General features: G+C 71.3%; 21 protein-coding genes. 19 read left to right on the top strand and 2 right to left on the bottom strand.

Translation table 11 applies throughout. From position 1 onward, the window contains the following. Window positions 1-63 precede the first annotated feature (63 nt). From glyA to ACFCY1_RS28515, 13 genes are all read left to right on the top strand, one after another. Window positions 64-1,344, top strand: coding sequence for a serine hydroxymethyltransferase (gene glyA, locus ACFCY1_RS28575; RefSeq protein WP_375876473.1), 1,281 nt, complete (start codon window positions 64-66; stop codon window positions 1,342-1,344). Between the two features lie 172 nt (window positions 1,345-1,516). Continuing rightward, window positions 1,517-2,806 carry an MraY family glycosyltransferase gene (locus ACFCY1_RS28570; RefSeq protein WP_049651812.1) on the top strand — a complete coding sequence of 430 codons (1,290 nt, stop codon included), beginning with the start codon at window positions 1,517-1,519 and terminating at the stop codon, window positions 2,804-2,806. Window positions 2,807-3,102: 296 nt separating this feature from the next. Next, complete coding sequence (locus tag ACFCY1_RS28565) at window positions 3,103-3,546, top strand: hypothetical protein (RefSeq protein WP_049651807.1); 444 nt, start codon at window positions 3,103-3,105, stop codon at window positions 3,544-3,546. Between the two features lie 285 nt (window positions 3,547-3,831). Beyond that, window positions 3,832-4,644 carry a F0F1 ATP synthase subunit A gene (atpB, locus tag ACFCY1_RS28560; RefSeq protein WP_049651806.1) on the top strand — a complete coding sequence of 271 codons (813 nt, stop codon included), beginning with the start codon at window positions 3,832-3,834 and terminating at the stop codon, window positions 4,642-4,644. A 96-nt stretch (window positions 4,645-4,740) separates the two neighbouring features. After that, window positions 4,741-4,977 carry an ATP synthase F0 subunit C gene (atpE, locus tag ACFCY1_RS28555; protein ID WP_031074289.1) on the top strand — a complete coding sequence of 79 codons (237 nt, stop codon included), beginning with the start codon at window positions 4,741-4,743 and terminating at the stop codon, window positions 4,975-4,977. A 35-nt stretch (window positions 4,978-5,012) separates the two neighbouring features. Further along, complete coding sequence (locus ACFCY1_RS28550) at window positions 5,013-5,573, top strand: F0F1 ATP synthase subunit B (RefSeq protein WP_107086439.1); 561 nt, start codon at window positions 5,013-5,015, stop codon at window positions 5,571-5,573. Then, window positions 5,570-6,385 (top strand): F0F1 ATP synthase subunit delta, encoded by an 816-nt coding sequence (locus ACFCY1_RS28545; protein WP_049651805.1) that lies wholly within the window; start codon window positions 5,570-5,572, stop codon window positions 6,383-6,385. Before ACFCY1_RS28550 ends, ACFCY1_RS28545 begins: the two co-directional genes overlap by 4 nt. Before the next feature lie 156 nt (window positions 6,386-6,541). Next, the gene (gene atpA, locus ACFCY1_RS28540) at window positions 6,542-8,116 is read left to right on the top strand and encodes a F0F1 ATP synthase subunit alpha (RefSeq protein ID WP_049651804.1); all 1,575 of its coding nucleotides are present in this window, start codon (window positions 6,542-6,544) and stop codon (window positions 8,114-8,116) included. A 32-nt stretch (window positions 8,117-8,148) separates the two neighbouring features. Then, window positions 8,149-9,063 (top strand): F0F1 ATP synthase subunit gamma, encoded by a 915-nt coding sequence (locus ACFCY1_RS28535; protein ID WP_049651803.1) that lies wholly within the window; start codon window positions 8,149-8,151, stop codon window positions 9,061-9,063. Window positions 9,064-9,065: 2 nt separating this feature from the next. Continuing rightward, window positions 9,066-10,511 carry a F0F1 ATP synthase subunit beta gene (gene atpD / locus ACFCY1_RS28530; RefSeq protein WP_049651802.1) on the top strand — a complete coding sequence of 482 codons (1,446 nt, stop codon included), beginning with the start codon at window positions 9,066-9,068 and terminating at the stop codon, window positions 10,509-10,511. A gap of 186 nt (window positions 10,512-10,697) precedes the next feature. Continuing rightward, on the top strand, window positions 10,698-11,081 hold the full coding sequence (locus ACFCY1_RS28525; protein WP_030235805.1) for a F0F1 ATP synthase subunit epsilon: 384 nt from the start codon (window positions 10,698-10,700) through the stop codon (window positions 11,079-11,081). A 148-nt stretch (window positions 11,082-11,229) separates the two neighbouring features. Then, window positions 11,230-11,730 carry a DUF2550 domain-containing protein gene (locus tag ACFCY1_RS28520; protein ID WP_049651801.1) on the top strand — a complete coding sequence of 167 codons (501 nt, stop codon included), beginning with the start codon at window positions 11,230-11,232 and terminating at the stop codon, window positions 11,728-11,730. A gap of 53 nt (window positions 11,731-11,783) precedes the next feature. Continuing rightward, on the top strand, window positions 11,784-12,356 hold the full coding sequence (locus ACFCY1_RS28515) for a cob(I)yrinic acid a,c-diamide adenosyltransferase (protein WP_049651800.1): 573 nt from the start codon (window positions 11,784-11,786) through the stop codon (window positions 12,354-12,356). 65 nt (window positions 12,357-12,421) lie between these two features. Here the strand turns inward: ACFCY1_RS28515 and ACFCY1_RS28510 are convergent, their stop codons facing one another. Next, window positions 12,422-13,042, bottom strand: a complete 621-nt coding sequence (locus ACFCY1_RS28510) for a hypothetical protein (RefSeq protein WP_063780161.1) — start codon at window positions 13,040-13,042, stop codon at window positions 12,422-12,424. 157 nt (window positions 13,043-13,199) lie between these two features. On the opposite strand from ACFCY1_RS28510, the gene ACFCY1_RS28505 reads away from it, so the two are divergent. From ACFCY1_RS28505 to ACFCY1_RS28485, 5 genes are all read left to right on the top strand, one after another. Further along, window positions 13,200-14,408: a sensor histidine kinase gene (locus ACFCY1_RS28505; protein ID WP_049651799.1), complete on the top strand. Its 1,209-nt coding sequence runs from the start codon at window positions 13,200-13,202 to the stop codon at window positions 14,406-14,408. Continuing rightward, window positions 14,405-15,055 (top strand): response regulator transcription factor, encoded by a 651-nt coding sequence (locus tag ACFCY1_RS28500; protein WP_049651798.1) that lies wholly within the window; start codon window positions 14,405-14,407, stop codon window positions 15,053-15,055. The genes ACFCY1_RS28505 and ACFCY1_RS28500 overlap by 4 nt, the downstream gene beginning before the upstream one ends. A 201-nt stretch (window positions 15,056-15,256) precedes the next feature. After that, window positions 15,257-16,126, top strand: a complete 870-nt coding sequence (locus tag ACFCY1_RS28495; RefSeq protein WP_049651797.1) for a 3-hydroxyacyl-CoA dehydrogenase family protein — start codon at window positions 15,257-15,259, stop codon at window positions 16,124-16,126. Window positions 16,127-16,479: 353 nt separating this feature from the next. Continuing rightward, complete coding sequence (locus ACFCY1_RS28490; protein ID WP_049651796.1) at window positions 16,480-16,809, top strand: STAS domain-containing protein; 330 nt, start codon at window positions 16,480-16,482, stop codon at window positions 16,807-16,809. A gap of 247 nt (window positions 16,810-17,056) precedes the next feature. Beyond that, window positions 17,057-19,333 (top strand): ATP-binding protein, encoded by a 2,277-nt coding sequence (locus ACFCY1_RS28485; RefSeq protein ID WP_375876472.1) that lies wholly within the window; start codon window positions 17,057-17,059, stop codon window positions 19,331-19,333. Window positions 19,334-19,337: 4 nt separating this feature from the next. Here the strand turns inward: ACFCY1_RS28485 and nucS are convergent, their stop codons facing one another. Next, window positions 19,338-19,997, bottom strand: coding sequence for an endonuclease NucS (gene nucS / locus ACFCY1_RS28480; RefSeq protein WP_049655746.1), 660 nt, complete (start codon window positions 19,995-19,997; stop codon window positions 19,338-19,340). 480 nt (window positions 19,998-20,477) lie between these two features. Here nucS and ACFCY1_RS28475 point away from each other — a divergent pair, with 480 nt between their 5' ends. After that, window positions 20,478-20,870, top strand: a complete 393-nt coding sequence (locus ACFCY1_RS28475) for an SCO5389 family protein (RefSeq protein WP_030282024.1) — start codon at window positions 20,478-20,480, stop codon at window positions 20,868-20,870. Window positions 20,871-20,889 lie beyond the last annotated feature (19 nt).

The following is a 20,889-nucleotide window of genomic DNA, read 5'->3' as shown; positions in this document are numbered from 1 at the left end:
CCGGGTGGCGGGAGCGGTCCTACGCTGGGTGACACAGTCCCCGCAGCGCCCGGGAGCCCCGCCATGACCGTCACCGATGCCGCGTCCGGCCCGACCGCCACGACCGGGCGCCCCTGGGCGTCCGAGGCGCTGCACCGGGCCGATCCGCAGCTGGCCGACCTGCTGGCCGCGGAGGCCGAGCGGCGCGCCGAGACGATCCAGCTGCTGGCGGGGGAGAACCTGACCACCCCCGCCGTCCTGGCGGCGCTCACCGGCCCGCTGATCGACAAGTACGCCGAGGGCTACCCGGGCCGCCGGCACCACACCGGCTGCGCGCTGGCGGACGCCGCTGAGCTGCTGGCGATCGACCGGGCCCGCGAGCTGTTCGCCGCCCCGCACGCCAACGTCCAGCCGCGGTCGGCGACTTCGGCGATGCTGGCGGCGTACGCGGCGCTGCTGCGGCCCGGCGACGGGGTGCTGGCGATGTCGCTGGAGCACGGCGGCCACCTCAGCTGCGGCTCGCGCGCCAACTTCTCCGGGCGCTGGTTCGACTTCACCGGCTACGGCGTGCGCGAGTCCGACGGGCTGATCGACCTCGACCAGGTCCGCGATCTGGCCCGGCAGCACCGCCCCAAGGCCATCGTGGCGGGTTCGATCTCGCACCCCCGGCACCCGGACTGGGCGGCGTTCCGCGAGATCGCCGACGAGGTGGACGCCTACCTGATCGCCTCCGCCGCGCAGACCACCGGGCTGATCGCGGCCGGGGTGGCGCCCTCCCCGGTGCCGTACGCGGACGTCACGGTGGCGGCCACCCACAAGCTGCTGCGCGGCCCGCGCGGCGGGCTGCTGCTGTGCACCGCGGAGCTGGCCGAGCGGATCGACCGGGCGGTGTTCCCGTTCAGCCAGGGCGGCGCGGCGATGAACGAGGTGGCCGGCAAGGCGGTGGCCCTCGCGGAGGCCTCGAAGCCCGCGTACCGGGCGTACGCGGAGCGGACGGTGTCCGGGGCGCGGGCGCTCGCCACTGGGCTCGCAGAGGCCGGAATGCGCCCCCTGACGGGCGGTACCGACACCCACCTGGTGACCGCCGACGTGAGCCCGCTCGGCGTGACCGGCGCGGAGGCCGAGCGGCGCTGCGCGGCGGCCGGGCTGCTGCTCGGCAAGTGCGCGCTGCCGTACGACCCGGCGCCGGCCGCCGAGACCTCCGGCATCCGGCTGGGCACGGGCACGGTCACCAGCCAGGGGATGGGGGAGCCGGAGCTGGCGGAGATCGCCGGGCTGATCGCGCGGGTGCTCGCCGGGGACGCGGTCGTCCCGGCCGCGGCGCGGGTCCGGGAGCTGGCGGCGGCCTTCGCCGACCGGGCCTGACGGCGGCCTTCCGCGGGTATCCGGATCTCCTACCCGGGAGGGCGAACCGCGATGCACGGTCCGGGCGTCCGACTCAATAAGGTGTGTGCCGTGGCGACGCACCTCGAACCCCGGGAAGGCAGGGGAGTACCTTCGGTACTTCCCCGTTCGACAGTGATGCAGGAGGCCAGTGGTGCGTGAGTATCTGCTGGTGCTGTTCTGCACCGCCGCCGTCACCTACCTGTTGACGGGCCCGGTCCGGAAGTTCGCCATCGCGGCCGGCGCCATGCCGCCGGTGCGCGCCCGCGACGTGCACCGCGAACCCACGCCGCGGCTCGGCGGCATCGCGATGTTCGGCGGACTGTGCGCGGGCATCCTGGTCGCCTCGCAGCTGGACAACCTGAGCAAGGTGTTCTCCCAGGGCACCGACATCCGCGCGCTGCTGTCCGGGGCCGGGATCATGTTCCTGCTCGGGGTGCTCGACGACAAGTGGGGCGTGGACGCGCTGGTGAAGCTCGGCGGCCAGATGATCGCCGCCGGCGTGATGGTCTGGCAGGGCGTCACGGTGATCACCCTCCCGGTGCCCGGTGTCGGCCCGGTCGCGGTGAGCCCGACCCAGGGCATGGTCATCTCGGTCACCCTGGTCGTCGTCATGGTCAACGCGGTGAACTTCATCGACGGCCTGGACGGCCTGGCCGGCGGCATGGTGTGCATCGCCGCGATGGCCTTCTTCCTGTACAGCTACCGGCTCTGGTACGGCTACACGATCTCCGACGCGGCCCCCGCCGTGCTGTTCAGCGTGCTGCTGATCGGCATGTGCCTGGGCTTCCTGGCGCACAACATGCACCCCGCGCGGATCTTCATGGGCGACTCCGGCTCGATGATGCTGGGCCTGATGCTGGCCGTCGCCGCGATCTCCATCACCGGCCGGGTCGACCCGGACCTGATCAGCAACGAGGCCGGCTCGCAGACCGCCGCCGTGCACGCCCTGGTGCCGATCTACATCCCGCTGCTGCTGCCGCTGACGGTCATCGCGCTGCCGCTGGCCGACCTGCTGCTCGCGGTGGTGCGCCGCACCTGGGCGGGCCAGTCCCCGTTCGCCGCGGACAAGCGCCACCTGCACCACCGGCTGCTCCAGGTGGGGCACTCGCACAGCCGCGCCGTGATGATCATGTACTTCTGGGCCGCGCTGATCGCCTTCGGCTCGGTCGCCTTCTCGGTGACCAACACCGGCCGCACCGTCGTCCTGACGCTCGCCGGGCTCTGCCTGGTCGGCCTGGTGGTGCTGCTCACCCCGCGGTTCCGGCCGCGCGCCCCGCGGGCGGTGCAGTCCTTCGTCCCCCCGCGCTACCGCCGGCAGCAGAGCGGTCCGATGGCTGAACTGTCGGCCAAGGACAAGGAACTCCTGGGTGAAGCCGGGCGGGAGTCCGGCGTGGGCTCCACCGCGGTCGGCTCCCACCCCAAGGCCACCGGCCGCCACTGACAAGGGAGTTGATGCCACGACAGGTGGCCGTCACCCGAACGGCGGAATCGTTGCGCCGTTGGTGTGACAGGTGCCACACATTCATGGTAAAGCTCTCATCAAATAGTTTGTGATACCGTTCACGAGTATCGAGAACACGCCGAAAGACCTGACAGGTGGATGACTTCCGTCCCTGTCGGTCTCCCTCACCGGGCCCGTCGCTCACATGGCGGCCCGCGGCGATGCCTCGGTCCGGTGTCACCCGCCACCGCAGTGCCCGTCCCCCGCCACATCGACATGCCGCCGGAGCTGCCGACATGCCGTCCACCGACGCCCGGATCCTCCGAGGCGCCGCGATTCCCACTGCGGTCGCCGGAATCATCGCCATGGTGATCTCCTTTGCCGTTGCCGGTGGGAAGGGGCTGCTCGGCGCCCTCTTCGGCGCACTCCTCGTGATGGCCTTCTTCAGCTTCGGCCAGGTCGCGCTCGACCGGCTGACCAGGTCGAACCCGCAGATCATGATGGCCGCGGCGCTGCTGGTGTACACCACGCAGATCCTGCTGGTCGGCATCGTGCTCGCGGTCTTCAAGGACACCGAGCTGTTCAACCGGCAGGCCTTCGCGTTCACCCTGCTCGGCTGCGCCCTGATCTGGACGGGCTTCCAGGTGCGCGGTGCGCTCAAGGCCAAAACCTTCTACGTCGACCCCGACGCCTCCGAAAAGAAGGGCGACAAGCCCTCCGACAAGGGGCGTCAACAGTGACGAGGCCCAACTGTCCCCCCAACGAGGGGGGCGGTGTTTATGCCGCACTGACGGGCTGCTATCGTCCGTCGCAACAACGGAGTACGGGAAGAGGCCTGGTCTGTCCGGAGAGCGGACGGATCGCCCCCCTGATCCGCGCAGTCTTCGATGATCCCGCTGTGGTGCCGTGCACCGGCGCGCGGGGTCGGCGAGAAACCCATCAAGTTCCAGTGCCGCTCCGTGGTCGCAGGCCACGCCGACACACCGAGGTTGCCGTAACCATGCGTCACGACGAAGGAGTCCGCGGTGAGTGCTGAACTCACGTCCCTCGCCTCAGGCAGTTGCCACTTCGGGGACGCTGGCTGTGGCTTCCCGGCCCCGGGTCTGAACGAGTTCCAGTTCAAGCCGATCTTCTCGATCGGCAGCATCGAGTTCAACAAGCCGATGCTGCTGTCGATCATCGTCGCGCTCCTGGTCGTCGTGTTCTTCTGGGCCGCCTTCGCCAAGCCGCGCCTCGTCCCCGGCAAGCTGCAGCTGGTCGGTGAGATCGGCTACGACTTCGTCAAGCGCTCCATCGTGCTGGAGACGATCGGCAAGAAGGGCGAGAAGTACGTCCCGATGCTGGTCTCGATGTTCTTCTTCATCTGGTTGATGAACATCATGTCGATCATCCCGTTCGCACAGTTCCCGGTGTCGGCGGCGATCGCGTTCCCGGCCGGCCTCGCTGCGGTCGTGTGGATCACCTACATGACGCTGACCTTCAAGAAGCACGGCTTCGTCGGCGGTCTCAAGAACCTCTGCTGGCCGTCGGGCATCCCCGGCTGGGTCATGTTCATCCTGGTGCCGATCGAGTTCTTCTCGAACATCTTCGTGCGCCCCTTCACGCTCGCGGTCCGAGCCTTCGCGAACATGTTCGCCGGCCACCTGCTGATCGTGATGTTCTCCATCGCCTCCTGGTACCTGCTCAGCCCGTCCCTGGGCGCGCTGTACGGCTCGGCCTCGTTCATCGTGGCCGTCGGCCTGACCGCCTTCGAGCTGCTGGTCCAGTTCCTGCAGGCCTACATCTTCGTGATGCTGGCCAGCAGCTACATCGCCGGTGCCCTGGAAGAGGCGCACTGAGCCCCGGGGCCCCGGCCCCGCCGAGAACCACTTCCCGTCCCGGATCGCCCGGTGGCCAATCACCACCGGTTCACCACCCTGCAAAGGACAACGTCAATGAGCATCCTCGCTGAGGGCACTGTCTACGGTTCCGTCGCCTCCCTGGGCTACGGCCTCGCCGCCATCGGCCCCGGCATCGGCGTCGGTCTGATCTTCGGTAACGGTGTCCAGGCCATGGCCCGCCAGCCCGAGGCTGCCGGTCTCATCCGTTCCAACATGTTCATCGGCTTCGCGCTGACCGAGGCGCTCGCCCTCATCGGCATCGTCATGCCGTTCGTCTTCGGCAACAAGTAATCCCGCCGTAGACCCTTTCTGAGGAAGGTCCAGATATGAGCATGGCGATCGTCCAGCTCGCGGCCGAGGAGAAGATGAACCCTCTCCTCCCCGCGTGGCCCGAGATCATCATCGGCCTGCTCTGCTTCTTCATCGTCTTCGGTCTGCTCGGCAAGAAGCTCCTCCCCAGCATCGAGAAGGTGCTGTCGGAGCGCCGGGACGCGATCGAGGGCGGGATGGAGCGCGCCGAGGCCGCCCAGGTGGAGGCCCAGGCCCTGCTTGAGCAGTACCGCGCCGAGCTCGCCGAGGCGCGCCACGAGGCTGCCCGCATCGTCGAGCAGGCTCGCGAGCAGGGTGCCGCCCAGCTCGCCGAGATGCGCGAGGAGGGCCAGCGCCAGCGCGAGGCCATCGTCGCCGCCGGTCACGCCCAGATCGAGGCGGACAAGAAGCAGGCCACTGCCGCCCTGCGTCAGGACGTGGGCTCGCTGGCCACCCAGCTGGCGTCCCGCATCGTGGGTGAGTCCCTCGAGGACCACACCCGGCAGAGCGGCGTCATCGACCGCTTCCTGGACGAGCTGGAGGCCAAGGCCGCCGTTGCTCAGGGTGCGGCCAAGTGATCGGCGCCAGCCGTGAGGCCCTCGTCGCCGGCCGGCAGAACCTGGAGAGCCTGACCGACTCCACCTCGGTGGACGCGGCCAAGCTCGCCGAGGAGCTCACCGCCGTCACGGCCGTGCTGGACCGCGAGGTGTCGCTGCGCCGCGTCCTGACCGACCCCTCGCGGTCGGGCCAGGACAAGGCCCAGCTGGTCACCTCGCTGCTGACCGGCCAGGTCTCCGGCGAGGCCGTCGACCTGGTCTCCGGCCTGGTCCGCTCCCGCTGGTCGGGCTCGCGCGACCTGGTGGACGCGACCGAGGAGCTCGCCGCCTACGCGGAGATCATCGCCGCGGACAAGGCCGGCGCCCTGGACGACGTCGAGGACGAGCTCTTCCGCTTCGGCCGGGTGGTGAGCGGCTCGCACGAGCTGCGCGCCGCGCTGACCGAGCCGAAGGCCGGTGCCGTCGCGAAGGCCGGGCTGATCGGCAAGCTGCTCGGCGGCCGCGCCAACGCCGGTACCGTCCGGCTGGTCACCGCCCTCGTCAACGTGCCGCGTGGCCGTAGCCTGGAGCAGGGCCTGGAGTCCTACTCGAAGCTCGCCGCCGCGCGCCGCGGCCGCGTGGTGGCCCTGGTCACCACCGCGGTGCCGCTGTCGGACACCCAGAAGGAGCGCCTGTCCGGTGCTCTGGCCCGGATGTACGGCCGCCAGGTCCACCTGAACATCGACGTCGACCCCGAGGTCGTCGGCGGCGTCCGGGTGCAGATCGGCGACGAGATCATCAACGGCACCGTGTCGAGCCGCCTCGAGGGCGCTCGCCAGTCGCTCGAAGGCTGAGCACCCAAGCAGCACATCCGACCCTCGGTCGGGAAACCGGCTCCCCAAGGAGCCGGCACATCGTACGGCCGGTTCGGAAGACCCGGCCGAGAGTCGAATACTTGCGGCCCTCAATGGCGGGCCGAGGATCGCAAACTAGGAGAGCAGGGAAGCCTGATGGCGGAGCTTACGATCCGTCCGGAGGAGATCCGGGACGCGCTGGCCGACTTTGTCCAGTCGTACCAGCCGGACGCCGCTTCTGTGGAAGAGGTCGGCAAGGTCACTGACGCGGCGGACGGCATCGCGCATGTCGAGGGCCTGCCCTCGGTCATGGCGAACGAGCTGCTGAAGTTCGAGGACGGCACGCTCGGCCTCGCGCTGAACCTCGACACCCGCGAGATCGGTGTCGTCGTCCTCGGTGAGTTCGGCGGCATCGAAGAGGGCCAGACCGTGCGCCGCACCGGCGAGGTCCTCTCGGTTCCGGTCGGCGACGGCTACCTCGGCCGCGTCGTGGACCCGCTGGGCAACCCGATCGACGGCCTGGGCGACATCGCCGCCACCGGTCGCCGTGCCCTGGAGCTGCAGGCCCCCGGCGTCATGGCCCGCAAGTCGGTCAAGCAGCCGCTGCAGACCGGCATCAAGGCCATCGACGCGATGACCCCGATCGGCCGCGGCCAGCGCCAGCTGATCATCGGCGACCGCCAGACCGGCAAGACCGCGGTGGCCGTCGACACGATCATCAACCAGCGTGACAACTGGCGCTCGGGCGACCCGGAGAAGCAGGTCCGCTGCATCTACGTCGCCGTGGGCCAGAAGGGCTCCACCATCGCGTCCGTCCGCGGCGCCCTGGAGGAGGCCGGCGCGCTGGAGTACACCACCATCGTGGCCGCTCCCGCCTCCGACCCGGCCGGCTTCAAGTACCTCGCCCCGTACACCGGTTCGGCCATCGGCCAGGAGTGGATGTACGACGGCAAGCACGTCCTGATCATCTTCGACGACCTGTCGAAGCAGGCCGAGGCCTACCGTTCCGTCTCCCTGCTGCTGCGCCGCCCGCCGGGCCGCGAGGCCTACCCGGGTGACGTCTTCTACCTGCACTCCCGCCTGCTGGAGCGCTGCGCGAAGCTGAACGACGCCCTGGGCGGCGGCTCGATGACCGGTCTGCCGATCATCGAGACCAAGGCCAACGACGTCTCGGCGTACATCCCGACCAACGTCATCTCCATCACCGACGGCCAGTGCTTCCTGGAGTCCGACCTGTTCAACGCCGGCATCCGCCCGGCCGTGAACGTCGGTATCTCGGTCTCCCGCGTCGGTGGCTCCGCCCAGATCAAGGCCATGCGCTCGGTCGCCGGCCGCCTGCGTCTGGACCTCGCCCAGTACCGTGAGCTGGAGGCCTTCGCCGCCTTCGGTTCCGACCTGGACGCGGCCTCCAAGGCCCAGCTGGAGCGCGGTGCGCGCATGGTCGAGCTGCTGAAGCAGGGCCAGTACCAGCCGTTCCCGGTCGAGGAGCAGGTCGTCTCCATCTGGGCCGGCACCACCGGCAAGCTGGACGACGTCCCGGTCGCCGAGATCCGCCGCTTCGAGCGCGAGTTCCTGGACCACGTCCGCCTCCAGCACAAGGACCTGCTGGCCGGCATCGTGGAGACCGGCCTGCTGGCCGACGGCACCGTCGACGCGCTGACCAGCGCCGTCGAGGCCTTCAAGCAGGGGTACCAGACCGCTGACGGCAAGCTGCTCTCCGAGCAGGCCTGAGTCCGGTAGCGAGGGAAAGGACGTAACGACCCATGGGAGCACAGCTTCGGGTCTACAAGCGCCGGATCCGCTCTGTCACCGCGACGAAGAAGATCACCAAGGCGATGGAGATGATCTCCGCGTCGCGCATCGTCAAGGCGCAGCGCGCGGTGGCCGCCTCCACTCCGTACGCCGATGAGCTCACCCGGGCGGTGACGGCGGTGGCCACCCGGTCCAACGCCAAGCACCCGCTCACCACCGAGAACCCGGCCGCCAAGCGCGCCGCAGTCCTGCTGATCACGGCGGACCGCGGCCTGGCGGGCGGCTACTCGACCAACGCCATCAAGGCCGCCCAGGTGCTCAGCGAGCGCCTGCGGTCCGAGGGCAAGGACGTGGTGACGTACATCATCGGCCGCAAGGGCGTCTCGTACTACACGTTCCGCGGCCTGACGGTGGCGGACTCGTGGACGGGGTTCTCGGACAAGCCGACCTACGGTGACGCGAAGACCGTGGCGGCCGACCTGATCGAGGCCTTCACGGCCGAGACCGGCGGCGTGGACGAGCTGCACCTGGTCTCCACCGAGTTCGTGTCGATGCTGACGCAGAACGCGGTCGAGGCGCGGCTGCTGCCGCTGAAGCTGGACGAGGTCCAGCTCAGCGACCAGTCGCCGGCCAAGTCGGAGATCTTCCCGCTGTACGACTTCGAGCCGTCGGCGGAGGGCGTCCTGGACGCGCTCCTGCCGCGGTACGTCGAGAGCCGGATCTACAACGCGCTGCTGCAGTCGGCCGCTTCCGAGCACGCCGCCCGCCGCCGCGCGATGAAGAGCGCGACGGACAACGCCGGCGAGCTCATCAAGTCGCTCACGCGGCTTGCCAACTCGGCCCGTCAGGCCGAGATCACCCAGGAAATCAGCGAGATCGTCGGCGGCGCCAACGCCCTCGCCGACGCTAGCCGCGGGAGCGAATGAGTATGACCACCACTGTTGAGCCGACCACGGCGACGGGCCGCGTCGCGCGGGTCATCGGCCCGGTCGTCGACGTGGAGTTCCCCGTCGACGCGATTCCGGACATGTACAACGCCCTGCACGTCGAGGTGGACAACCCCGACGGCACGGGCAAGAAGATCCTGACCCTCGAGGTCGCCCAGCACCTCGGCGACGGCATGGTCCGCGGCATCTCGATGCAGCCGACCGACGGCCTGGTCCGCGGTTCGCAGGTCTCCGACACCGGTGCGGCGATCTCCGTCCCGGTCGGCCAGATCACCAAGGGCAAGGTGTTCAACGCCCTCGGTGACGTGCTGAACGTCGACAAGGCGGAGTTCGACAAGCAGGTCGAGGTCCGCTGGCCGATCCACCGCAAGGCTCCCGAGTTCAAGGACCTCGAGTCCAAGACCGAGATGTTCGAGACCGGTATCAAGGTCATCGACCTGCTCACCCCGTACGTCACGGGTGGCAAGATCGGTCTGTTCGGTGGTGCCGGTGTCGGCAAGACCGTTCTGATCCAGGAGATGATCTACCGCGTCGCCGAGAACTTCGGTGGTGTGTCGGTGTTCGCCGGTGTCGGCGAGCGCACCCGTGAGGGCAACGACCTCATCGACGAGATGGTCGACTCGGGCGTTCTGGACAAGACCGCGCTGGTCTTCGGCCAGATGGACGAGCCGCCGGGCACCCGTCTGCGGGTCGCGCTGTCCGCGCTGACCATGGCGGAGTACTTCCGTGACGTCGAGAAGCAGGACGTGCTCCTCTTCATCGACAACATCTTCCGGTTCACCCAGGCCGGTTCCGAGGTGTCGACCCTGCTCGGCCGCATGCCCTCCGCGGTGGGCTACCAGCCGAACCTGGCCGACGAGATGGGCCTCCTCCAGGAGCGCATCACCTCGACCCGCGGTCACTCGATCACCTCGATGCAGGCGATCTACGTCCCCGCGGACGACCTGACCGACCCGGCGCCGGCCACCACCTTCGCCCACCTGGACGCGACGACCGTTCTGTCGCGCCCGATCTCGGAGAAGGGCATCTACCCGGCCGTCGACCCGCTGGACTCCACGTCCCGCATCCTCGACCCGCGGTACATCGCGCAGACCCACTACGACACGGCCATCCGTATCAAGGGGATCCTGCAGAAGTACAAGGACCTCCAGGACATCATCGCGATCCTCGGTATCGACGAGCTGTCCGAAGAGGACAAGATCACGGTGCACCGTGCCCGTCGCATCGAGCGCTTCCTCTCGCAGAACACCTACGTGGCGAAGCAGTTCACCGGTGTCGAGGGTTCGACCGTGCCGCTGTCGGAGACCATCGAGGCCTTCAACGCGATCGCGGACGGCAAGTACGACTCCGTCCCGGAGCAGGCCTTCTTCATGTGCGGTGGCATCGAGGACCTCGAGAAGAACGCCGCCGAGCTGGCGAAGAAGTAATCGCGGCCGGTAGCAGCTGAGCGTGACCGTGAGGGGTGGGCCCCAGCCCTGGGACCCACCCCTCGCGTCGCATCGGCTGTGATTCCGGTCAAATCCGTGCCGCCGGTTTCATGCCGGAGGCGCGGGGCCGTTATTCTTACCGAAACTCCCGAGTAATCGGGCGTTGCATGAGCCTAGGAGCCCACGTTGGCTGAGCTGCACGTCGAGCTGGTCGCAGCCGACCGCAAGGTGTGGTCCGGTGCGGCCACCATCGTCGTCGCCCGTACGGCCTCCGGTGACACCGGCATCATGCCGGGCCACACCCCGGTGCTGAGCGTGCTGGAGACCGGTCCCGTCACCATCCGCACGGTGGACGGCGGCACCGTGATCGCCGCGGTGCACGGCGGCTTCATCTCCTTCGCCGACAACAAGCTGTCTCTGCTCGCGGAGATCGCCGAGCTGGCGGACGAGATCGACGTCGCGCGTGCCGAGCGCGCACTGGAGAAGGCCAAGTCGGGCCTGGACGAGCACGCCGAGCGGCGCGCCGAGGTCCGTCTGTTCGCGGCGCGCGGCCTCAAGGCCCACGCCTGAGTGCGCCGGACCCCGGTTTAGCGGGGTCGACCGACGGTCCCGGGGACGCGCGAGCGTGACCCCGGGACTGTCGTCGTAGTTGGTAGGTCAGCGCGGTCGCTTGATACGACCGTTACGGGGAACGCGGGTAGCGAGGAGGTAGGTGAGCATGGTCCTCGCGCTTGTGGTGTGTGCGGCGGTCGTGGCCCTGGGAGTGATCGGGCTGATGGCCTTCGCCGTCCGACGCCGCCTGATCCAGCGGGTCGGCGGCACCTTCGACTGCAGTTACCGGCTCAAAATGCCCGCCGACGCCTCGACGCAGCCCGACCTCGACGAGAACGGGAAACCCACCTCAGCCCCGGTCCCCCCGACCGACGGCAAGGGGTGGGTTTTTGGTATCGGCCGCTACAGCGGTGACTCGATCGAGTGGTTCCGGGTCTTCTCGTACGCCCCGCGCCCGCGCAAGATGCTTCCGCGCCGGGAGATCGAGGTGCTCGGCCGGCGCTACCCGGAGGGCCAGGAGGAACTGGCGCTGCTGTCCGGCTCGGTGGTGCTGCGCTGCCTGCACAACGGCGCGCCGCTGGAACTGGCGATGAGCGAGGACGCGCTGACCGGCTTCCTGGCCTGGCTGGAGGCGGCCCCGCCGGGGCAGAGGGTGAATGTCGCGTAGCGGCCTCTCCAGGCGGGGTTAACGCCGCCTAACCCGGCGGCTACGCTGGCCGCATGGTCAATCTGACGCGCATCTACACCCGTACCGGCGATGACGGCACCACCGCGCTCGGCGACATGAGCCGGACCAGCAAGACCGATCCGAGACTGATCGCGTACGCGGACGCCAACGAGGCGAACGCGGCGATCGGGGTGGCCCTCGCCGTGGGGGAGCTGCCCGAGGACATGACGGCGGTGCTCGTCCGGGTCCAGAACGACCTGTTCGACGTCGGCGCCGACCTGTCCACCCCGGTGGTGGAGGACCCGAAGTACCCGCCGCTGCGGGTGCTGCAGTCCTACATCGACCGGCTGGAGGCGGACTGCGACGACTACCTGGCGCGGGTGGAGAAGCTGCGCAGCTTCATCCTGCCCGGCGGCACGGCCGGGGCGGCCCACCTGCACCTGGCCTGCACGGTGGTCCGACGGGCCGAGCGCTCCACCTGGTCGGCGATCGCGGAGCACGGCGACAGCGTCAACCCGCTGACCGCGAAGTACCTCAACCGGCTGTCCGACCTGCTGTTCATCCTGGCCCGGGTGGCCAACAAGGAGCGCGGCGACGTGCTCTGGGTCCCGGGCGAGAACCGCTAGAACGCGACGAGGGCCCGTCCCCGGACTCCTCCCCCGTGGGGGTCCGGGGACGGGCCCTCGACGGTTCAGGGCCGGTCGGCGGGGGTGCCGCCGGGGGTGGTCCCGGCGAGGGTCTTCCCGGTGACCACCCGGCCGTCCTCGACCAGCACGCCGGCCGGCGGCTGCTTGGGCCAGAGCGAGTAGCAGCCGGCCACGATCACGTTGACCACGGCGGCGATGCCCAGCTTGAGGTACCACTGGAGGAAGGTGCCGAAGTGGGCGGAGCCCGCGGAGAGCGGGACGAGCAGGGTGATCAGGCTCAGCGTGACGGCGGCGGACACGACGGTCCGGCCGGCGATCTGCCACTCGTACCTGGTCCGCTCGGGCCCGTACTTGGGCGAGGGCAGCGGCTTGGGGCCGCCGGCGAAGCGGTGCAGGAAGTGCCGGTCGGCCCAGCGGACCAGCGAGGGGCCGTAGCCGATCGAGAAGCCCGCGTAGCTCGCGGCCAGGGCGTGCGTCCAGCTCGCGGTGGAGCCGCCGCGCAGGTCGAGGACGGTGAGGGCGTAGAGGGTGAGGTCGACCAGTGGCAGGCCGACCAGCAGCGCGGTGCTGGTGCGGCGCCACCGGAGCAGGTAGCGGGTGGCGAGGCCGAGGCCGAGCAGGATCCAGAAGGAGATCTCGGCCGCGACGATGAGGGTGACGATCACGTTCTGCTCCCGGGTGTTTCGGCGGTGCTTCCAGCCTGGTGCGCGGGCGTGCCGCTGTCGTCGTCGCGCGGTGCCGTAGCGGCCTGCACCTTTCGATGTAGCGGGCTCCTCCGTGGACCGGAGCCGGGCCGGCCGCCGGGGGTGGTGAGATGGGAACGTGCCCCTCCCGTTCCCCGCCCTCTCCCCGCGCCGGCAGGACCAGCTGATCGCCCTCTGCGGGCTGCTCGGCGGTTCGGTGCTGATCGTCTTCAAGGTGTACGACCGGGCCGACCGGGTGCCGCTGTGGGCGGTGGTGCTGCCGCTGGTGGTGCTGGCGGGGCTGGAGCTGGTGCGCCGGACCAGGCCGGTGCTCGCGGTGTCGCTGGGCGGGCTGGCCTTCGCGGGCAGCCTGTTCGCCGGCAGCCTGTTGGCGACGCTGATCATGTACACCGACCTGCTGTACGCGGCGGTGATCTACGGGACCCCGCGGATGTCCCGGGTGCTGCACCTGAGCGGCGGGGCCACCGTGCTGGCGCTCTCCACCCTCGCGGCGATCTACGGCGGGACGTCCGGGGCGCTGCTGGTGGTGGTGGTCAGTTCGCTGGTCTTCCTGGCCCCGGTGTGGACCGGGGACGTGGTGCGCAAGCACCGGGAGGAGGCGGAGACCGAGCGGCTGCGGGCGGAACAGACCGCGCTGCTCTCGGAGATGGACCGGCGCGAGGCGATCGGCGCCGAACGGGCCCGGATGGCACGGGAGTTGCACGACGTGGTGGCCAACCACCTGTCGGCGATCGCGATCCACGCCACCGGCGCCCAGTCGGTGGCCCGGCGCCGGAGCCTGCCCGAGGACGATCCGCTGGTGGAGGTGCTGGCGGTGATCCGGGAGAACAGCGTCCAGGGATTGGCCGAAATGCGACGCATGATCGGGCTGCTCCGGGACAGCGGCGGGGGAGAGGTGGACGAGTCCTACGCGGCGCCCGACCTGGCCGCGGTGGACGCCCTGCTGGCCAAGGCCCGGGCGGCCGGCCAGGACGTCGGGCTGGACTTCGAGCTGTCCGAGTCCGGCGAGCGCGGCGACCTGCCGGTGCCGGTCGGGCTGGCCGCGTACCGGATCGTCCAGGAGTCGCTGACCAACGCGCTCAAGCACGCCGGGCCCGGACTGGTGAGCCTGCGGCTGGAGTTCGCGCCCGAGGAGCTGCGGATCGCCGTCGACAGCCCGTACCGGGGCGGGCCGGGCCGCGGGCTGCCCGGCGCCCGGGCGGGACTGGTGGGCATGGCGGAACGGGCCGGGCTGCTCGGCGGCAGCTTCGAGGCCGGGCCGCGGGACGGGTACTGGAGGGTGCGCGCGGTGCTGCCGCGCGCCCAGGGGAACGAGGGGCGGGCATGACGATCCGGGTACTGGTGGCCGAGGACCAGGCGGCGGTGCGGGCGGCGCTGGTGATGATCCTGCGCGCCGAGCCGGGCTTCGAGGTGGTCGGGCAGGCCGCCGACGGCGAGGAGGCCGTCCGGCTGGCGCTGGAGCTGCGGCCGGACGTGGTGCTGATGGACGTGCAGATGCCCCGGCTGGACGGCGTCTCGGCGACCCGCGAGGTGGTCGCCGCCGGGGCCGGGCAGGTGCTCGTGCTGACCACCTTCGACCTGGACGAGTACGTCTACGGCGCGCTGCGGGCCGGCGCCTCCGGCTTCCTGCTCAAGGACCTGGAGGCGGACACCCTGGTCGAGGGCATCCGCACGGTGGCGCGCGGGGACGGCATGCTGGCGCCCTCGGTGACCAAGCGTCTGATCGGGGCCTTCGCCCGCCCGGAGCGGGCGGTCGGACCGGAGGCCCGGGCGGCGGTGGGGGCGCTGACCGGCCGCGAGCGGGAGGTGCTGGCCTGCATCGGCTCCGGGATGTCCAACGGGGAGATCGCGGCCCGGCTGGAGATGGCGGAGGCGACCACCAAGACGCACGTCAGCCGCATCCTGGCGAAGCTGCGGCTGCGCAGCCGGGTGCAGGCGGCGATCCTGGCCCAGGACCTCGGGCTGACCATCTGATCACCCTCTTGTCGCCCTCCGGTCGCCTTCTTGGGCGACCGACCAGGTCGGTTGCAGATCACACTCCCGATTGCTATTGCACGGGGGATTTGGGCATTAGAGTCCGGCCAGAGCGATGCGGCTCCTACGGCGGGTGACCCCTGTCCTGAGCCGCCTTCAGGGCCCGCCCGCAGGGCGGCGACGGCATCGGGAGACCCAGCCATGAGCAATGCGTCCAGCAAGCAGATCGCCGTGATCGGTGCCGGCCTGATGGGCGCCGGCATCGCTCAGGTGTCCGCGCAGGCCGGCCACCCGGTGGTGCTGCGGGACGTCACCGAGGAGGCGCTCCAGCGGGGCCTGGCGGGCATCCGCGCCTCGTACGGGAAGTTCGTCGCCAAGGGCAGGCTGAGCGCCGAGGACGCCGAGGCCGCGCTGGGCCGGATCACCACCACCACCGACCTGGGCGCCGTCGCCGAGGCCGACATCGTGGTCGAGGCCGTGTTCGAGAAGCTGGAGGTCAAGGAGGGCGTCTTCCGCGAGCTCGACAAGCTCGCCAAGGACGGCGCCGTGCTGGCCTCCAACACCTCCGCCATCCCGATCACCCGGATCGCCGCCGCCACGGAGCGCCCGGAGTCGGTCGTCGGCGTCCACTTCTTCTCGCCGGTCCCGATGATGAAGCTGGTCGAGCTGGTCCGCGGCTACAAGACCAGCGACGAGACGCTGGCCACCGCCCGCGCCTACGCCGAGGGCGTCGGCAAGGAGGTCGTGGTGGTCAACCGCGACGTGGCCGGCTTCGTGACCACCCGCCTGATCACCGCGCTGGTCGTCGAGGCCGCCAGCCTGTACGAGTCGGGCGTGGCCACCGCCGAGGACATCGACACCGCCTGCCGGCTCGGTTTCGGCCACGCGATGGGCCCGCTCCAGACCGCCGACCTGACCGGCGTGGACATCCTGCTGCACGCCGCCCGCAACATCTACGACGAGACCCAGGACGAGAAGTTCGCCGCGCCGGAGATCATGGCCCGCATGGTCACCGCCGGTGACCTGGGACGCAAGAGCGGCCGCGGCTTCTACCCGTACGAGGGCAAGTGAGCCTGCGGGGCTGAACGACCGGCGGGCCGTGCGATCGGAGCATCGTACGGCCCGCTCCGCCGGGCCGGGTGAGTTTCCTCACGCAGCGTGCCGCAGACGGGTGATTTGGGCGGTAATCGAGCGTAGGTGTGGGGCCGACCTGCGTATATTCCCTCGGACGGGTGAAGTTGCTTCAGATCTGGCCGGAACCAGCAACCTGCGGAGCCGGTTCACCGTCAGATGAGGGAACCCGGCATTCCGCCCGGGGCCGGGTGAGGGGCTGCGGCCCGCCCGGACGAACCCCCCGCTCCCGTACCCGGCACGGCCGGGGCGGACCCGCCCCGCACCAGGCCGTCCAGGCGAAGGAGGAGAGCATGCGCATCACCGGCGACCACACGGCGCTGGCCATCGAAGGCCGCCTCGACGTGCGCACCGCCGCCGACGCGCGGGTCCGGTTGCACCAGGCCGTGGACGGCGGCCTCGGCGACCTCGTGCTCGACCTCGCCCGGCTGGAGTTCTGGGACGCCACCGGGCTCGGCGTGATCATGGGCACCCACCGGCGGGCCGGCCGGATCGGCCGCCGCCTGGTGCTGCGCTCCGTCCCGGCCCAGCTCCAGCGGCTGCTGGTGGCCACCAAGCTGCACCGCATCCTGGCCGTCGACGGCGCCGCGGGCGTCGCCGAGGCGCACGGGGTCGCGCTCTAAAGACGGTCGCTCCGCGCGCCGGACCGCACGCCCGCGTACGTCCGACCCCGCCCGCGCAACGCCCCTGGTCAGCGCCGCCGACCGGCCGTCGGCCACGGACCGCTCTGCACGGTCGGGGCCGGATGTGCAAGAGTCTGCCCGTCAGAAGACGGCCGCCGGGGCTGCCTCCAGCCCGGCCGCGGCCGCGAGCGGGACGTCAGCCGGGCGGCGCGGGGCGCCGACGGCCGAGCACGATGCGGAGCAGAACGTGTCACAGCCATCCGGTGAGTTCCGGCAGGAGGCCGTCCGCACCCGTGGCGGTGAACTGGTCTCCGGCGGCCTGCTGGTGGGCGTCGGTGCACCGGACGGCTCCGAGGCCAGGACCTGTCCCGAGGAGTGGCGTCCGCGTCCGCGCCGGACCGGACGCAGCGAGCCCGCCCGCGGTCCGGTCGGCGGCGTCGGCCGCGCGGTCGGTCCGCTCGCGCTCGGCGCCGGGCCCGCCGACCTGCCGATGCTGGACCGCGAGGTCGACGTCGTCGAACTGCTCGGCCTGCTCTCCGAGGGCCGCTCGATACGCCTGGTCGGCCAGGCCGGCTCGGGCCGCAGCGCGCTGCTGTCGGCCGTCGCCGAGGCCGCCGCCGACCTCGCCCCCGGTGGAGTGGTGCAGCTCTGCGGCCACCGCCGGACCCTTCCCGACCTGCTCCAGGACCTCTTCGCGGCCACCCACCACGCCCCCGGCTACCGCCCCGACCCCGGGCAGCTGGCCGCCCACCTCGCCGAGGTCGGCGCGATCGTGGTGATCGACTCCGCCGAACCCGCGGGCGCCGAGCTGGAGCAGCTGCTCGCCGCCGCCCCCGGCTGCGCCTTCCTCATCTCCGCCGCCCCGGACGGCCCGCCGCTGCCGGCCGGCTCCCGGCTCCAGGACCACCTGGTGGCCGGGCTCTCCCGCTCCGCCTGCCTCGCCCTCACCGCCCGGCTGGCCGGGCGGCCGCTGGACGTCGACGAGAAGGCCTGGGCGGTGGACCTCTGGTTCGAGTCCGAGGGCCTGCCGCTGCGCTTCGTCCAGGCCGCCGCCCTGCTGCGCCAGCGGGACGTCGCGGTGGACGCGCTGGTCGCCGCCGAGGACGACCGGATGGACGTCTTCGGGGCCGTCGAGGGGCCCGTCCACGACCCGGACCCGGCGATCCGGGAGGACGCGCTGCGCCGCACCGTCCCGCTGCCCTCGGTGGCGGAGACCGCCTCGCCCGCGGTGCGGCTCGCCGAGGGGCTGAGCGAGCCCGCGCAGGCCGTGCTGCGGCTCGCCGTCGCGCTCGGCGGCGAGTGCCCCACCGCGCCGCACCTGCCGGCGCTGATCGACGTCGGGCAGGGCGAGGCCGCGCTCGCCGAACTCGCCGACGCTGGACTGGCGGTGTCCATCGGCGGGCACCACCGGCTGACCGCCGGCGCGCAGGACCTGCTCGCCCCGCACTGGCCGGCCCGCGGCTGCGTCGACGGCGCCGCCCAGCACTTCGCCTGGTGGGTCGGGCACAGCTCGGTGACGCTGGAGCAGATCGCCGCCGAGGCCGAGGTGATGATCGGGGTGCTGCTCGCCGACCGCACCGCCGGGCGGCACGACGCGGTGGTCCGGCTCGCCCGTGCGGCGGCGCCCGCGCTGGCGCTGTCGCTGCGCTGGGGCGCCTGGGAGCGGGTGCTCCAGCTCGGCCTGGAGGCGGCCCGCCAGACCGGTTCGGCGGTCGACCAGGCCTGGTTCCACCACGAGGCGGGCGTGCACGCGATCTGCCTCCAGCAGCCCTCTCGGGCCATCGCCGAACTGGAGACCGCGCTCACCCTGCGGGCCGCCGCGGGCGACCAGCGCGGGGTGGCCGCCGTCGGCCGGATGCTCGACCTGCTGCGCGCCGAGGGCCGGCAGCTGCCGGCCGCCGCGCCCGCCGTGGCGGGGCCCGGCCGGGCCCCGGTGATCCGCAAGATCGCGGCCCGGGTGCCGGCCCGCCTGAAGTCCAGCCGGCGGCGGCGGGCGGCCGTGGTCTCCACAGCGGTGCTGACCCTGGGGGTGCTCGGCACGGCGGTGGCGATGAGCTTCAGCGGGCCGGACGAGGTCAAGGGGAAGGACCCGTACAGCGGCCGGATGGACGGCGGCGGCGACACCCAGGAGGCGCCGTTCCCGCAGCCCTCCGGCAGCACCGGGGCGGGGACGGCCGGTGCCGGGCCGGGCAGCCCGGCGGGGCAGGGGAGCGGCCCGCAGCCGTCCACGAGCGGCAGTGCCTCGCACGCGTCGAGCGCCTCGCCGACCAGGCGGCCGAGCTCCTCGCCGGGGGCGGGCGAGTCGCAGGCCCCGCAGCAGTCGCAGCCGCCCGCACCGGGCCAGTCGCAGCCGCCGGTCCAGCCGCCGGGTCAGTCGCCGCCGCCCCAGCAGACGGGGCAGCCCTCGCAGCCGCCGACGGCGAGCCACAGCGCGTCGGCCCCGGCGTCCACCGCGAGCTCGCCGCCGCCCACGTCCGGGGCGCCGACGACCCCGAGCGGGACGGCGAGCGCGACGACGCCGTGAGCGGTCAGAACAGCTTGAGCTTGTCGTCGTCGATGCCGCGCAGCTCGTCGTAGTCCAGCACCACGCAGCCGATGCCGCGGTCGGTGGCCAGCACGCGGGCCTGCGGCTTGATCTCCTGCGCGGCGAAGACGCCCTTGACCGGGGCCAGCAGCGGGTCCCGGTTGAGGAGTTCGAGGTAGCGGGTGAGCTGTTCGACACCGTCGATCTCGCCGCGGCGCTTGATCTCGACGGCCACCGTGGAGCCGTCGGCGTCGCGGCAGAGGATGTCGACCGGGCCGATCGCCGTGGGGTACTCGCGGCGGATCAGCGACCAGCCGGCACCGAGCACCTCCATCCGGTCCGCGAGCAGCTCCTGGAGGTGTGCCTCCACGCCGTCCTTGATCAGGCCCGGGTCGACCCCGAGCTCGTGGGACGAGTCGTGCAGCACCTCCTCCAGCGTGATGATGAGCTTCTCGCCGGCCTTGTTCTCCACCGTCCAGACCCCGTCGGCCTCCTTGAGGACGCACGGCGGGGACATCCAGTTGAGCGGCTTGTAGGCGCGGTCGTCGGCGTGGATGCTGACGCTGCCGTCGGCCTTGACCAGGATCAGCCTGGTGGCGGAGGGCAGATGGGCGGAGAGCCGACCGGCATAGTCGACTGAGCAGCGGGCAATTACGAGACGCACGGTCGACCACGCTAGCCCACCGGGGCCAGTTGATGCGATTCCGCGACGGCTGGGTGAAGAAAGCGCGAACCCGGCCAACATTGAGGTCCTGCGGTCCGGCTACCGCCCGTCGAGGCCTGGCGCCCCCACCCTCGGGTCGCTACGGTGTGTGACGACACGCTCGCGGGATCGCTGTCAACGGGGATGGAGACTTCAGATGAACGATCCGACGGGATCCGGCCAATCTGGTGCACCGCACTGTGTTTCCGAAGCAATCCACAGGAATGACGGGCCCGCCGCTCCGTTGACTGCCACGCTGTTGTGAGCGCGTTCGGTGTCCGGGACGTCACGTCCCGTGGCGCCGCCGCCGTCGCGAAGGCGCCGGAAACCCCTGTCCCTCGGTGTTCCGGACGCCCCATGCGAAACCACCACCCTCACTGTGAGCTTGACCTACGCACGACCACCCGGGCGCCGCGCGGGTGGACCGCGAGAGGAGAATCCATGTCGCTCGACGTCTCACCGGCCCTGCTGGAGAAGGCCGAGCGGGGCGAGGTCGACGAGCGGGAATTCGTCGACTGCGTCCGCGTCTCGCTGCCGTACGCCTGGGACCTGATCAGCTCGCTGGTCGCCCAGGCGAAGGTCGACGGCACCGACTTCGCCGACAACCAGGTGCCACCGCCCAGCGAGCAGGCCCGTGGCCAGCTGCTGCGCGCCCTCGCCAGCGACGCCATCCGGGGCGCCCTGCAGCGCCACTTCGGGGTCCGGCTGGCGTTCCAGAACTGTCACCGGGTCGCGGTGTTCCTGCCGTCGGAGGCCAACGCGGCGCGGTACGACCGCTTCACCTCGGTCCGGGAGCAGCTGCTCAACCAGTCCGAGGAGCTGCGGGACTGCTGATCGCCTTCCCGCGGTGCCG

Origin of the sequence: Kitasatospora sp. NPDC056273 (assembly GCF_042268845.1) — a bacterium.
Lineage (GTDB): Bacteria > Actinomycetota > Actinomycetes > Streptomycetales > Streptomycetaceae > Kitasatospora.
Note: the sequence above shows the minus strand (reverse complement) of the source record. Positions and strands in the feature narration are given on the sequence as shown.

Coding starts and splice junctions, on each gene's coding strand:
- ACFCY1_RS28565 (WP_049651807.1), top strand. CDS start 3,103: ATGCCGTCCACCGACGCCCGGATCCTCCGAGGCGCCGCGATTCCCACT.
- atpA (WP_049651804.1), top strand. CDS start 6,542: ATGGCGGAGCTTACGATCCGTCCGGAGGAGATCCGGGACGCGCTGGCC.
- ACFCY1_RS28475 (WP_030282024.1), top strand. CDS start 20,478: ATGTCGCTCGACGTCTCACCGGCCCTGCTGGAGAAGGCCGAGCGGGGC.
- ACFCY1_RS28495 (WP_049651797.1), top strand. CDS start 15,257: ATGAGCAATGCGTCCAGCAAGCAGATCGCCGTGATCGGTGCCGGCCTG.
- ACFCY1_RS28535 (WP_049651803.1), top strand. CDS start 8,149: ATGGGAGCACAGCTTCGGGTCTACAAGCGCCGGATCCGCTCTGTCACC.
- ACFCY1_RS28515 (WP_049651800.1), top strand. CDS start 11,784: ATGGTCAATCTGACGCGCATCTACACCCGTACCGGCGATGACGGCACC.
- ACFCY1_RS28520 (WP_049651801.1), top strand. CDS start 11,230: ATGGTCCTCGCGCTTGTGGTGTGTGCGGCGGTCGTGGCCCTGGGAGTG.
- ACFCY1_RS28500 (WP_049651798.1), top strand. CDS start 14,405: ATGACGATCCGGGTACTGGTGGCCGAGGACCAGGCGGCGGTGCGGGCG.
- ACFCY1_RS28550 (WP_107086439.1), top strand. CDS start 5,013: ATGAGCATGGCGATCGTCCAGCTCGCGGCCGAGGAGAAGATGAACCCT.
- atpD (WP_049651802.1), top strand. CDS start 9,066: ATGACCACCACTGTTGAGCCGACCACGGCGACGGGCCGCGTCGCGCGG.
- glyA (WP_375876473.1), top strand. CDS start 64: ATGACCGTCACCGATGCCGCGTCCGGCCCGACCGCCACGACCGGGCGC.
- atpE (WP_031074289.1), top strand. CDS start 4,741: ATGAGCATCCTCGCTGAGGGCACTGTCTACGGTTCCGTCGCCTCCCTG.
- ACFCY1_RS28490 (WP_049651796.1), top strand. CDS start 16,480: ATGCGCATCACCGGCGACCACACGGCGCTGGCCATCGAAGGCCGCCTC.